Raw genomic sequence first — 12,972 nt, 5'->3', positions numbered from 1 at the left:
CCCTGCATAGGGCACAGTCTAGGGAACAGTCGGGTGGCGCGCCAGTGTTCTACATGGCCACTTCCACCTGACCGGGCGCGGTGACTAACGCCTTGATGACCCGCTGGGAGTTGAGGTTTTTCACCCGAATCTGTTCGCGTAAGCCGCCGTTTGACAGCGCTTCACCCGGCATGCGCACGCTGAGCGTTCCACTGCGGGCGGTAATCACCACCTGGTCGCCCTTGGTGATGACTTCTGCCTGTTCCATGTGCACCAGGGTCATGACCTGGTCGGCGACCATTGGTCGGGTAAGTTTCTGCCCGATCGCCTGGTCGACGGAAGTCAGGTAACCCTGGCTGATCAGACTGATGTCACGCTCGCGCAAGGTCACATCCTGAGGCTCGACGATACCGGTGCGTCGCAGCGGGCGGGTGGTGGTCACAATGTCGCGAAACAGGCGCACTTGAGCGGGTACGAAGACGGTCCAGGGGGACGTGCCTTCGCAAGCAACCTTGACGGTAACCCGCCCCAGCGGCCTTGCCGGACTCTCAAGCGTGGCTGTCAATTCCTTGTCGCACATGGGCATGCGCAGCCGCGGATCGAGCTGCTTGACCTCGATCTCGTAGCGGCCTTCCGTTTGACTGGTCGCCAGATAGTCTTCTACGGTGAATTCAAGAAAGCCCTGAGTGACGCCGATAAGCATGTCAGGCAAGGTAACCGCGTCAGCAAGGGCAGGGCAGCCAGCGTTGAACAGGCAGACGGCCGACACCGCGCAAAGCAATCTGCGGGCGTTTGATGTCAGGCGTCGGAAAAATGTCGGTTCTGTGTTCATAAGAGTTAAAAAGCAAGCGCCGTGCCGTTTAGTGATGAATGCGCGTCGCAACACACTTAAGCGTTGGTGTAGGAGTCTGTGCATGGCTGGTGTAATGGATGCGGTAAACCAGCGCACGCAACTGGTAGGGCAGAATCGCCTTGAGCTGTTGTTGTTCCGTCTCGACGGCCAGCAGTTGTATGGGATCAACGTGTTCAAGGTTCGGGAGGTGCTGCAATGCCCCAAACTGACGCTGATGCCAAAATCCAGTCCTGTCGTGTGCGGTGTGGCAAATATTCGGGGGGCGACCATTCCGATTCTTGATCTGGCCATGGCGACCGGTTCCGGTGCGCTGAAGGATCAAAGCAATCCCTTCGTGATCATCACGGAGTACAACACCAAGACCCAGGGTTTCCTGGTGCGGTCAGTGGAACGCATCGTCAACATGAATTGGGAGGAGATTCATCCGCCACCCAAGGGCACGGGACGCGATCATTACCTGACGGCTGTGACTCGGGTCGACAATCAGTTAGTCGAAATCATCGACGTCGAGAAAGTGCTGGCGGAAGTAGCGCCGACACCGGAAGCGATTTCCGTTGGCGTGGTGGATGTCGAAACCCAGCACAAGGCGCTCTCTTTGCGAGTACTGACGGTCGATGACTCGTCGGTGGCGCGCAAGCAGGTGACCCGTTGCCTGCAGACGGTCGGTGTCGAAGTGGTGGCGTTGAACGACGGTCGGCAAGCGCTGGATTACCTGCGCAAGCTGGTCGACGAGGGCAAGAAGCCGGAAGAAGAGTTCCTGATGATGATTTCCGACATCGAGATGCCGGAGATGGACGGGTACACCCTCACGGCCGAGATCCGCAACGACCCTCGCATGCAAAAACTTCACATCATCCTGCATACTTCGTTGTCGGGTGTATTCAATCAGGCGATGGTCAAGAAGGTCGGTGCCGATGACTTCCTTGCCAAATTCCGTCCTGATGACCTGGCATCCCGGGTAGTCAACCGGATCAAAGCAGCAGACATCAGCTAGGGGCCTTTTGCCCCTAACGGTTAATACGATTTAAGAGGCGGCATCTTTGTCTACGGGTAATTTGGATTTCGAACAGTTCCGGGTCTTCCTGGAAAAAGCCTGTGGCATTTTGCTCGGTGAAAACAAGCAGTACCTGGTCTCGAGCCGTCTCAACAAACTGATGGAACAGCAAGGCATCAAGTCCCTGGGTGAGCTGGTCCAGCGCATCCAGACCCAGCCGCGCAGCGGTTTGCGCGAGATGGTGGTGGATGCCATGACCACCAACGAAACCCTGTGGTTTCGTGACACCTATCCGTTTGAAGTCTTGAAGAACAAGGTGCTGCCCGCAGCGATCAAGGCTGCCCCTGGCCAGCGTCTGCGGATCTGGTCGGCGGCCTGCTCGTCGGGTCAGGAACCGTATTCGCTGTCGATGTCGATCGATGAGTTCGAGCGCGTGAACATGGGCCAGTTGAAGATGGGCGTGCAGATCGTTGCCACTGACCTGTCCGGTACCATGCTGACCAACTGCAAGACCGGCGAGTACGACAGCCTGGCCATCGGCCGTGGCCTGTCGCCCGAGCGCCTTCAACGTTACTTCGACCCGAAAGGGCCGGGGCGCTGGGCAATCAAGGCACCGATCAAGAGCCGGGTGGAGTTTCGCTCGTTCAACCTGCTGGACAGCTACGCGAGCCTCGGCAAGTTCGACATCGTGTTTTGCCGCAACGTGCTGATCTACTTCTCCGCCGAGGTGAAGAAGGACATCCTGTTGCGCATTCACAGCACGTTGAAGCCAGGCGGTTATCTGTTCCTTGGTGCTTCCGAGGCGCTGAACGGTTTGCCGGATCATTACCAGATGGTCCAGTGCAGCCCGGGGATCATTTACCAGGCGAAGTGATGCAAAAGCGCCAGGCATAAAAACGGGAGCCCTTCGGGGCTCCTTTTTTATGCCTGGCGCTTTTGCATCACGTAGGAGCGGCGCGCGATTCAGGAAAGCGGCAGAAAAGCGGCAGGCGGCGGAAATCAGTTGCCGCTTTTCTGGCATTGCCACGTTGCCACTGCCCGCAAAGCCCCGTTTTACGGCCTTTTTTCAATTGGCACGACGCTTGCTATGTCCCTGTTACGAAAAATCAGGTCACCCGAAGGTTTCCGACATGAGCATCAGCTTCGATAAAGCGCTCGGTATCCACGAACAAGCCCTGGGCTTCCGCGCTCAGCGTGCCGAAGTCCTGGCCAACAACATCGCCAACGCCGACACCCCGAACTACAAGGCTCGGGATCTGGACTTCTCGAAAGTGCTCGCCGAGCAGAACGAGAAGACCAAGAGCGGCACTTTCGCCTTGAACATGACCAACAGCCGTCATATCGAAGCCGAAGGCCTGGGTAATGGCGACGAGTCGCTGCTGTATCGCACGCCGATGCAACCGTCGATCGACCAGAACACCGTGGACGCCCAGCTGGAACAGTCGAACTACGCGGAAAACGCGGTCAACTTCCAGGCCAGCTTCACCCTGCTCAACAGTAAATTCAAAGGGCTGGTATCAGCCCTGCGCGGAGAGTAAGTCATGTCTCTATCCAGTGTTTTCAACATTGCCGGTAGCGGCATGAGTGCCCAGACCACTCGCTTGAACACCGTCGCCAGTAACATCGCCAACGCCGAAACCGTCTCGTCGAGCATCGACCAGACCTACCGTGCACGGCATCCGGTATTCGCCACCATGTTCCAGGGCGGCCAGAGCGGCGGCAGCGATTCGCTGTTCCAGAACCAGGACGCGGCCGGTCAAGGGGTGCAAGTGCTGGGCGTGGTCGAAGACCAGAGCAACCTTGAGGCGCGCTACGAGCCGAACCATCCGGCGGCCGACGCCAAGGGCTACGTCTACTACCCGAACGTCAACGTGGTGGAAGAAATGGCTGACATGATTTCCGCGAGTCGTTCGTTCCAGACCAACGCCGAAATGATGAACACCGCCAAAACCATGATGCAGAAGGTCCTGACCCTCGGTCAGTGATAAGGGGCGACTCAGATGAGTGTTACCGATACCACCAGCAGTTTGAGCCTCAAGGACATCCTGGCCAACTCCTCGATCAAGACCAGCACCACGACGGATGGCCTGGCGTCGGCGACGAACAGCGCCACTGGCAACAAGGCCTTGGGCAAGGACGCATTCCTGCAGTTGCTGGTAACGCAACTGAAAAACCAGAACCCGCTGGAGCCACAGGACAATGGCGAGTTCGTCGCCCAGTTGGCGCAGTTCAGTAGCCTGGAAGGCATCACCACGCTCAACGATACCGTATCGGGCATTGCCAGCAACTACAACTCGTCTCAGGCGTTGCAAGCCTCGTCGCTGGTGGGACGTTCGGTCATCGCGCCGGGCAGCAAAGCCGTGGTCGATACCTCGAAGAGCATGACCGGTACGGTAGTGATTCCAGCTTCAGTGCCCGGTACCACCTTGAAGATCACCGACACGGACGGCAAAACCGTTCGCACCATCGACATGGGGGCTCAGTCCGCCGGCAATGCCAGCTTCATCTGGGATGGCAAGAACGATGCGGGTGAAACGGTTGCGTCGGGCACTTACAACTTCTCGGCTTCGAGCACCATCGATGGTCAGGCCGTAGCGCTGATCACCAATCTGCCGGCGACCGTCAACAGCGTGACCATCAGCCAGACCGGCGGTGAGTTGATGTTGAACCTGGCCGGGCTGGGCAGCATCGCCCTGTCCAAAGTACAAACCATTGGTATGTAGAGCCGACTAACACGGCACAAAGGAGTGGAATATGTCTTTCAATATCGGCCTTAGCGGTCTCTATGCAGCCAACAAACAACTGGACGTGACTGGCAACAACATCGCCAACGTCGCGACCACCGGTTTCAAATCGTCCCGTGCAGAATTCGAAGACGTGTACTCGGCAAGCAAGCTGGGGTCCGGTAACAAGACCACCGGTAACGGTGTACGTCTGGCCAACGTTTCTCAACAGTTCACCCAGGGCGACATCAACAACACCGGTAACGTGCTGGACATGGGCATCAACGGTTCCGGCTTCTTCGTACTGAGCAACAGCGGTTCGCTGTCCTACACCCGTGCCGGTACGTTCAAGGTCGACAAGGACGGTTACGTCACTAACACCGACGGCACTTCGCGTCTGCAGGGCTACGGTGTGGATGCCAATGGCAAGATTCAGAACGGTGTGTTGACCGACCTGCGCATTGACACCTCCAACCTGGCGCCGAAAACCACCACCACCGTGTCGTCGACGATCAACCTGAACTCTTCGGCTGACATAATCGACCAGGCGGTTCTGACCAACAAGTTCGATCCGACCAAGTCCGCCACCTTCACCAAGCAGTTCAGTACCCCGATTTTCGACACTCAGGGCAACCAGCACACCATGGATCAATACATGGTCAAAACTGGGGCCAACACGTGGGATACCTACACCCTGATCGATGGTCGCAACCCGGATGGCAGCGACCCTGCTGTTGCCGCTACGGCTCCCGTCCCTTCGACCATGACGTTCGACACGTCAGGCAAGTTGCTCCAGGTCAGCACTCCGCCCGGCCCGACCATCAGCAGCGATCTGAAGATTACCGGCTGGGTTCCGGGCACCGTGACCGCCGGCGTCTGGAAAGCCAACGGCGCCGCCGCCGACCCGGCGGGTGTAACCATCTCCATGGCCAACACCACCCAGTTCAACGCCGATACCGCGCGTTCGATTCCTTCCCAGAACGGTTACGCCACTGGCCAGATCACCAACCTCACCATCGACGGAAGCGGTGTGTTGCTGGCTAACTTCAGCAACAACCAGACCAAGCCTATCGGCCAGATCTCCCTTGCCAGCTTCACCAACGAGCAAGGTCTGCAGCCAGTCGGTGGCACCAGCTGGAAAGAAACCTACGCGTCGGGTATCCCGGGCTACGATGCGCCGGAAACCGGCACCCTGGGTTCGATCGCCTCCAACTCCCTGGAAGAGTCCAACGTCAACCTGACCAATGAACTGGTCGACCTGATCAAGGCGCAGAGCAACTACCAGGCGAACGCCAAGACCATCTCCACCCAAAGCACCATCATGCAGACCATCATTCAGATGACCTGATGCTGGATAGCGCTGCATAAAGAGCCCCTCGCAAGAGGGGCTTTTTTATGGCTGGCAAAAAGATCGCAGCCTCGTTTCACTCGACAGCTCCTACAGGAAATAGCGGTCCCCTGTAGGAGCTGTCGAGTGAAACGAGGCTGCGATCTTTTGATCTTGAAAGGCAGGCAAAAGAAAACCCCCGACAATCCAGAGGACCGATCGGGGGTTATCCAGGTAAGCGCCTTTTAGCGCCTACCGGCTCAGCTTATTGGCAAGCTTCGCAATCCGGCTCGTCGATGGCGCAAGCCTTCGGCACTGGAGCAGGGCCGGCAGGCGCTGCCAGGACCGAATCTTCACCGTGGTTGCCGCCGCTGGAAACAGCGTTCAGCTTGCCGGTGTTGATGGTCGACTTCTCGGTGCTGGTCGCAGCCAGGGCACGGAGGTAGTAAGTGGTTTTCAGACCACGGTACCAGGCCATGCGGTAGGTCACGTCCAGCTTCTTGCCCGATGCGCCAGCGATGTACAGGTTCAGCGACTGAGCCTGGTCGATCCACTTCTGACGACGGCTTGCCGCGTCAACGATCCACTTGGTGTCCACTTCGAAGGCAGTCGCGTAGAGCTCTTTGAGTTCTTGCGGGATGCGCTCGATCTGTTGCACCGAACCGTCGTAGTACTTCAGGTCGTTGATCATGACCGAGTCCCACAGACCGCGAGCTTTCAGGTCGCGAACCAGGTACGGGTTGATCACGGTGAATTCGCCCGACAGGTTCGATTTCACGTAGAGGTTCTGGTAGGTCGGTTCGATCGACTGCGATACGCCAGTGATGTTGGCGATGGTCGCGGTCGGTGCGATGGCCATGATGTTGGAGTTACGAATGCCTTTCTGAACGCGGGCACGAACCGGTGCCCAGTCCAGGGATTCGTTCAGGTCAACGTCGATGTACTTCTGGCCACGTTGCTCGATCAGGATCTGTTGCGAATCCAGCGGCAGGATGCCTTTGGACCACAGCGAACCCTGGAACGTCTCGTAGGCACCGCGCTCGTCGGCCAGGTCGCAGGAAGCCTGGATCGCGTAGTAGCTGACCGCTTCCATCGACTTGTCGGCGAACTCGACGGCAGCGTCGGAACCGTAAGGGATGTGCTGCAGGTACAGAGCGTCCTGGAAGCCCATGATGCCCAGACCGACCGGACGGTGCTTGAAGTTGGAGTTCTTCGCTTGCGGCACCGAGTAGTAGTTGATGTCGATAACGTTATCGAGCATGCGAACGGCGGTGTTCACGGTGCGTTCCAGCTTGGCGGTGTCCAGCTTGCCGTTGGTGATGTGGTTCGGCAGGTTGATCGAGCCCAGGTTGCAAACGGCGATCTCGTCCTTGTTGGTGTTCAAGGTGATCTCGGTGCACAGGTTCGAGCTGTGAACCACGCCGACGTGCTGCTGCGGGCTGCGCAGGTTGCACGGGTCTTTGAAGGTCAGCCATGGGTGGCCGGTTTCAAACAGCATGGACAGCATTTTGCGCCACAGGTCTTTGGCCTGGATGGTCTTGAACAGCTTGATCTTGCCCGGGTACTCGGACAGGGCTTCGTAGTACTCGTAACGCTCTTCGAAGGCCTTGCCGGTCAGGTCGTGCAGGTCCGGCACTTCGGACGGCGAGAACAGGGTCCACTTGCCGTCATCGAAGACGCGCTTCATGAACAGGTCAGGGATCCAGTTGGCAGTGTTCATGTCGTGGGTACGACGACGATCATCACCGGTGTTCTTGCGCAGCTCGATGAACTCTTCGATGTCCATGTGCCAGGTTTCCAGGTAGGCACAGACAGCGCCTTTGCGCTTGCCACCCTGGTTAACGGCAACGGCGGTGTCGTTCACTACTTTGAGGAACGGAACAACGCCCTGGGATTTGCCGTTGGTGCCCTTGATGTACGAACCGAGTGCACGAACCGGGGTCCAGTCGTTGCCCAGGCCGCCCGCGAATTTCGACAACATGGCGTTGTCGTGGATCGCGTGGTAGATGCCCGACAGGTCATCCGGCACGGTGGTCAGGTAGCAGCTCGACAGCTGTGGACGCAAAGTACCGGCGTTGAACAGGGTCGGGGTCGACGACATGTAGTCGAAGGACGACAACAGGTTGTAGAACTCGATCGCACGGTCTTCTTTGTTCTTCTCTTCGATCGCCAGGCCCATGGCCACGCGCATGAAGAAGATTTGCGGCAGTTCGAAGCGGATACCGTCCTTGTGGATGAAGTAACGGTCGTACAGGGTTTGCAGGCCCAGGTACGTGAACTGCTGATCGCGCTCGTGGTTGATCGCCTTGCCGAGTTTTTCCAGGTCGAAGGTCGCCAGGATCGGGTTCAGCAATTCGAATTCGATACCTTTCGCGATGTACGCAGGCAAGGCCTTGGCGTACAGGTCGACCATTTCGTGGTGGGTCGCGCTTTCGGCAACTTCCAGGAAGCTCAGGCCTTCGGCACGCAGGGTGTCCATCAGCAGGCGAGCGGTCACGAACGAGTAGTTCGGCTCACGCTCAACCAAAGTACGGGCGGTCATCACCAGTGCGGTGTTGACGTCGGTCAGGGCCACGCCGTCGTACAGGTTTTTCAGGGTTTCGCGCTGGATCAGGTCGCCGTCGACTTCTGCAAGGCCTTCGCACGCTTCGGTGACGATGGTGTTCAGGCGACCCATGTCCAGAGGAGCAAAGGTGCCATCGGCGCGGGTGATGCGGATCGACGGGTGAGCGTTGACCGCTTCTTCGGCCGGTGCGTGGGCAGCGCGTTCTTTCGAACGACCGTCACGGTAGATCACGTAGTCGCGGGCCACTTTCTGCTCGCCGGCACGCATCAGGGCCAGTTCGACCTGGTCCTGGATTTCTTCGATGTGGATGGTGCCGCCCGAAGGCATGCGACGCTTGAAGGTCGCGGTGACTTGTTCGGTCAGACGGGCAACGGTGTCGTGGATTCGCGACGAAGCGGCAGCGGTGCCGCCCTCAACTGCGAGAAACGCTTTGGTGATAGCGACGGTGATTTTGTCATCGGTGTAAGGAACGACAGTGCCGTTACGCTTGATCACGCGCAGTTGGCCAGGCGCGGTGGCGGACAGATCCGAAGTCGAATCTGCGGCCTGCGGCAAGGTGCCCTGCGGGTTCTCGCGAGTTGTGTCGGTTTGCATGGGGGGTTGTCTCCACATTCTCTATGTTTGTTTGGGCACCATCACGGTGCCCACCGTTCCGTCCTGAAGCACTACAACCGGCGAGGGGCCGGGCATACCAACTTCGGGACAGATCAGGAAGGGGCAATTGGGGCGCCGCTTCCATGCCGAAGTCTTTGGTCCCAGGCCTTGAACCTGAAACCGGGATCCTTTTGGGTGACAGTAATCGACTGCAACACCCGTACCGTTAACGCCGTATTCGGCTCAAAAACAGTAGCCATCCGCACGCGCGGTTTGGTCTTTCAAAAATACGTTTGGTTCAACCGGAAAGAGGCAATAAAAGCGCTTGAAATCGGTGGCCGGTTTGTGTTTGGTTTTTGGCGTAAAACCCTACATGTAGGGTTTTTTTCGCGCCGAGGTACAAGATAATGCGTTTTGGAGGGTGTTGCAACGTACTACCTGTGGATAAACCTGTGCGTAAATTGTGTGTGAAACGTAGAACGAGCGTGTAGGCCGCGACCTAGCTGGAGCGGACCGTTTTTCACTGATTTTCAATGATTGAAAACGGTCATTTGGATTTTTAAGGGCGCGAACCCTATCACAAAAAACCGCGTTGTCCGAACGCATTTACCGGCTTGTGTTCTTGGCGAGCGGCGTTTATACAATCGGCCAATGCAGATGCATTCTTATCCTCCCCAATCATTACAAAAAGACGGGCGGATCCTTCCTTATTAAGTGTTGTTGGCAAGCAGAGGTCACCGTGGAGCAAGATGCCTGGCAGGTATTGATTGTCGAGGACGACCAGCGTCTGGCCGAACTGACCCGCGACTACCTGGAAGCCAATGGTCTGCGCGTATCGATCGAGGGCAACGGCGCCTTGGCCGCGGCACGGATCATCAAGGAGAAACCGGACCTGGTGATCCTCGACCTGATGTTGCCGGGCGAAGATGGCCTGAGCATCTGCCGCAAGGTCCGCGACAAGTATGACGGACCGATCCTGATGCTCACCGCCCGCACCGACGACACCGATCAGATTCTTGGCCTGGACCTGGGCGCCGACGACTACGTGTGCAAACCGGTTCGCCCACGTCTGCTGCTGGCGCGCATCCAGGCCCTGTTGCGACGCAGTGAAGCCCCTGAAGTGGCGCCGGAAAAACAACGGCGTCTGCAGTTCGGTCCCTTGGTGGTCGACAACGCATTGCGCGAAGCCTGGCTGAACGACAACGGCATCGAGTTGACCAGCGCCGAGTTCGACTTGCTCTGGCTGCTGGTGGCCAATGCCGGGCGCATTCTGTCCAGGGAAGAGATTTTCACCGCGCTGCGCGGCATTGGCTATGACGGCCAGGACCGTTCCATCGACGTGCGCATCTCGCGCATTCGCCCGAAAATCGGCGATGACCCGGAGCATCCGCGGCTGATCAAGACCATCCGCAGCAAAGGTTATCTGTTCGTTCCGGAAGCCTGCACGCTGTGAACTCGATCTTCCTGCGCATTTACGGTGGCATGTGCGCGGCGCTGATTCTGGTGGCGGTACTCGGCGTGCTGGCTTTGCACCTGCTCAACCAGGTGCGCGGCGAGCAATACCGCGAACGCCTCGCCCACGGCACGTTCTCGTTGATGGCCGACAATCTGAACCCGATGAACGAAACCGAGCGCCACCGTGCCTTGCTGGTGTGGGAGCGGTTGCTGGGGATTCCTCTGGCGCTGAAGACCTTTGCCCAAACCGACCTCGACCTCACCCAACGCACCCGCGTGCTGCGCGGTCAGGCGCTGGTGGAACAGACCGGTCCGCACGCGGCGAAGGTGTATCGACTGGTCAGTGACAAGGAACAGTTGGTGCTGACCGGCGAAGTCCAGCAGATCAGCGAACAACTGGCCCGGGCGACTATTTACCTGTTGGCCGACGAACTGGTGCGCTACCCGGTGGCCGAGCAACCCGAGCGCCTGGCGCAGTTGAAGCGCGACAAAGGGTTTGGTTTCGACTTGCGGTTGGTGACGATCGAACAGGCGGACATGGACGAGGACCAGAGTCGCCGGGTGTCCGAGGGCGACACGGTGATGGCGCTGGGCAAGGGCGGTGATTCGATCCGGGTGTTTGCCGGCATGGTCGGTACGCCGTGGGTGCTGGAAATCGGCCCGTTGTATCAGATGAATCCTTATCCGCCGGAATGGCTGGTGCTGATCGCCGCCCTGGGTTTGAGCCTGATCGGCTTGATCGTCTATTTGTTGGTGCGCCAACTTGAGCGCCGTTTGCGTGGCCTGGAAGCGGCCGCCACGCGCATCGCCAAGGGCAGCCTGGAAACCCGCGTGCCGGCACGCGGCGCGGACTCGGTGGGACGGCTGGCTTCGGCGTTCAACGGCATGGCCGAGCACTTGCAGCAGTTGCTGGCGATCCAGCGTGAGCTGGTGCGCGCCGTGTCTCATGAGCTGCGCACACCCGTGGCGCGGTTGCGTTTTGGTCTGGAAATGATCGGCTCGGCCACCACGCCGCAGGCGTTGGAAAAATACTGTGAAGGCATGGACCACGACATCGAGGATCTCGATCGATTGGTGGACGAGATGCTCACCTACGCACGACTGGAGCAGGGCTCACCGGCGCTGAATTTTCAGCGGATCGATCTGGATGCGTTGGTCAATCAAGTGATCGAAGAACTGGCGCCGTTACGCGCCGAGGTCACGGTGCAGCGCGGTTTGTGTTTGTCCGCCGCTGACAACGACGACGCCTGGGTCGAGGCCGAGCCGCGTTACCTGCACCGGGCGTTGCAGAACCTGGTGAGCAACGCCATGCGCCACGCTCAATCACGGGTGACCGTCAGCTATCAGGTGGGGCAGCAGCGCTGTCGAGTGGATGTCGAGGATGACGGGCCGGGTGTGCCGGAAACGGCCTGGGAGAAGATTTTCACACCATTCCTGCGTCTCGACGACAGCCGTACCCGCGCTTCGGGAGGGCATGGGCTGGGGTTGTCCATCGTGCGGCGAATCATCCATTGGCATGATGGCCGGGCGTTGATCAGCAAGAGCAAAAGCCTGGGCGGGGCGTGTTTCAGCCTGAGCTGGCCGAGGAATCAGGAGAAGCGTTGAGATTGGCGCAGGACCTGTAGCAGCTGGCGAAGCCTGCGTTCGGCTGCGAAGCAGTCGTAAATCCTGTGCATGCGGTTTATCTGAAGCACCGAGTTGTATGGTTTAACGACTGCTTCGCAGCCGAACGCAGGCTTCGCCAGCTGCTACAGGGATCGCGTTCTCAGGCCTTGATGCTGACCAGACTCAACAACTGCCCATCCACCACCCCGAACTGCGCATCCAGCTCAGTGCCATTGCACCACTCGCTGGACAAATCAGTCAGCAACCGCAGCCGCACTTCACCGCTCTCGGTCCACTCCAGCACTTCGGCATGTTCAAAATAGAAGCGCTGCTGAACGATCGGATACAGCGCCTTGAACAGGCTTTCCTTCACCGAAAACGTCAGGGTCACCAGCATCGCCAGTTGATCGCGAGGGCCAGCGGTCATGCGTTGCAACTCGGGCTGTGTGAGGATTTCCCCGGCCAGTCGCTCGGCCCGTTCAGGGTTGAGCAGGTTTTCCAGGTCCATCCCCAGGCCGCGCCAGTGGGTTTTCTTCGCGACAATCGCCGAGGCCTGGCCAGTGCTGTGGGTGATCGAGCCCGTGATGTGCGTCGGCCACACCGGAGCCCGGTCCTCGCCGATGGCCGGGATGAAGTTCAGCCCTTCCAACTGTTGCAACGCAGCCCGAGCGCAAACGCGCCCGGCGAGGAACTCCGCCTGACGCTTGGCGACCGAACGCTGGATGGTGGGCGGCGGCTCGATGGCACTGCGCTGGAAATCATCGCTGGCCAGTTGCGAGGTATCGAAGTGAGTGCTCAACAGCACCGTATCGGGCAGCGCAAACGGCAGCGGCCAATGGGCATCGAGTGGAGTGCAGCAGACGGGGAGGGCGGGGG

11 protein-coding genes are annotated in these 12,972 nt (G+C 58.8%); 8 read left to right on the top strand and 3 right to left on the bottom strand.

Annotation, left to right across the window (positions count from 1 at the left end; genetic code table 11):
- Positions 1-49: 49 nt before the first annotated feature.
- A complete protein-coding gene (flgA, locus tag KGB23_RS21200) occupies positions 50-811 on the bottom strand; it encodes a flagellar basal body P-ring formation chaperone FlgA (protein ID WP_223432458.1) in 762 nt (253 codons plus the stop codon).
- Positions 812-893: 82 nt separating this feature from the next.
- Between flgA and KGB23_RS21195 the strand changes: the two genes are divergently transcribed.
- From KGB23_RS21195 to flgE, 6 genes are all read left to right on the top strand, one after another.
- Entirely contained in the window at positions 894-1,826 is a 933-nt protein-coding gene (locus tag KGB23_RS21195; protein WP_008147956.1) for a chemotaxis protein CheV, read from the top strand.
- Positions 1,827-1,872: 46 nt separating this feature from the next.
- Positions 1,873-2,700, top strand: coding sequence for a protein-glutamate O-methyltransferase CheR (gene cheR / locus KGB23_RS21190; protein WP_008147958.1), 828 nt, complete (start codon positions 1,873-1,875; stop codon positions 2,698-2,700).
- 256 nt (positions 2,701-2,956) lie between these two features.
- Positions 2,957-3,364: a flagellar basal body rod protein FlgB gene (flgB, locus tag KGB23_RS21185; RefSeq protein ID WP_007980125.1), complete on the top strand. Its 408-nt coding sequence runs from the start codon at positions 2,957-2,959 to the stop codon at positions 3,362-3,364.
- A gap of 3 nt (positions 3,365-3,367) precedes the next feature.
- Positions 3,368-3,811, top strand: coding sequence for a flagellar basal body rod protein FlgC (gene flgC, locus KGB23_RS21180; RefSeq protein WP_007937507.1), 444 nt, complete (start codon positions 3,368-3,370; stop codon positions 3,809-3,811).
- 15 nt (positions 3,812-3,826) lie between these two features.
- A complete protein-coding gene (gene flgD, locus KGB23_RS21175) occupies positions 3,827-4,549 on the top strand; it encodes a flagellar hook assembly protein FlgD (RefSeq protein ID WP_223432457.1) in 723 nt (240 codons plus the stop codon).
- 31 nt (positions 4,550-4,580) lie between these two features.
- The gene (flgE, locus tag KGB23_RS21170) at positions 4,581-5,897 is read left to right on the top strand and encodes a flagellar hook protein FlgE (RefSeq protein ID WP_150657144.1); all 1,317 of its coding nucleotides are present in this window, start codon (positions 4,581-4,583) and stop codon (positions 5,895-5,897) included.
- Between the two features lie 244 nt (positions 5,898-6,141).
- On the opposite strand, the gene KGB23_RS21165 is transcribed toward flgE, so the two are convergent.
- Positions 6,142-9,036: a ribonucleoside-diphosphate reductase subunit alpha gene (locus tag KGB23_RS21165; RefSeq protein WP_134103925.1), complete on the bottom strand. Its 2,895-nt coding sequence runs from the start codon at positions 9,034-9,036 to the stop codon at positions 6,142-6,144.
- A gap of 739 nt (positions 9,037-9,775) precedes the next feature.
- On the opposite strand from KGB23_RS21165, the gene KGB23_RS21160 reads away from it, so the two are divergent.
- Positions 9,776-10,489 carry a response regulator gene (locus KGB23_RS21160; RefSeq protein WP_223432456.1) on the top strand — a complete coding sequence of 238 codons (714 nt, stop codon included), beginning with the start codon at positions 9,776-9,778 and terminating at the stop codon, positions 10,487-10,489.
- The gene (locus KGB23_RS21155; protein ID WP_095132467.1) at positions 10,486-12,096 is read left to right on the top strand and encodes an ATP-binding protein; all 1,611 of its coding nucleotides are present in this window, start codon (positions 10,486-10,488) and stop codon (positions 12,094-12,096) included. Before KGB23_RS21160 ends, KGB23_RS21155 begins: the two co-directional genes overlap by 4 nt.
- Positions 12,097-12,256: 160 nt before the next feature.
- On the opposite strand, the gene KGB23_RS21150 is transcribed toward KGB23_RS21155, so the two are convergent.
- Positions 12,257-12,972, bottom strand: a 716-nt coding sequence (locus KGB23_RS21150; RefSeq protein WP_223432455.1) for a 4'-phosphopantetheinyl transferase, incomplete at its 5' end; no start/stop codon positions are given.

The organism is Pseudomonas sp. GL-B-26 (assembly GCF_019947405.1).
GTDB lineage: Bacteria > Pseudomonadota > Gammaproteobacteria > Pseudomonadales > Pseudomonadaceae > Aquipseudomonas.
Note: the sequence above shows the minus strand (reverse complement) of the source record. Positions and strands in the feature narration are given on the sequence as shown.

Excerpts from the sequence above, each read along its gene's own strand:
- flgA (WP_223432458.1), bottom strand. The coding sequence starts at position 811 with ATGAACACAGAACCGACATTTTTCCGACGCCTGACATCAAACGCCCGC.
- KGB23_RS21195 (WP_008147956.1), top strand. The coding sequence starts at position 894 with ATGGCTGGTGTAATGGATGCGGTAAACCAGCGCACGCAACTGGTAGGG.
- flgB (WP_007980125.1), top strand. The coding sequence starts at position 2,957 with ATGAGCATCAGCTTCGATAAAGCGCTCGGTATCCACGAACAAGCCCTG.
- flgC (WP_007937507.1), top strand. The coding sequence starts at position 3,368 with ATGTCTCTATCCAGTGTTTTCAACATTGCCGGTAGCGGCATGAGTGCC.
- flgD (WP_223432457.1), top strand. The coding sequence starts at position 3,827 with ATGAGTGTTACCGATACCACCAGCAGTTTGAGCCTCAAGGACATCCTG.
- flgE (WP_150657144.1), top strand. The coding sequence starts at position 4,581 with ATGTCTTTCAATATCGGCCTTAGCGGTCTCTATGCAGCCAACAAACAA.
- KGB23_RS21165 (WP_134103925.1), bottom strand. The coding sequence starts at position 9,036 with ATGCAAACCGACACAACTCGCGAGAACCCGCAGGGCACCTTGCCGCAG.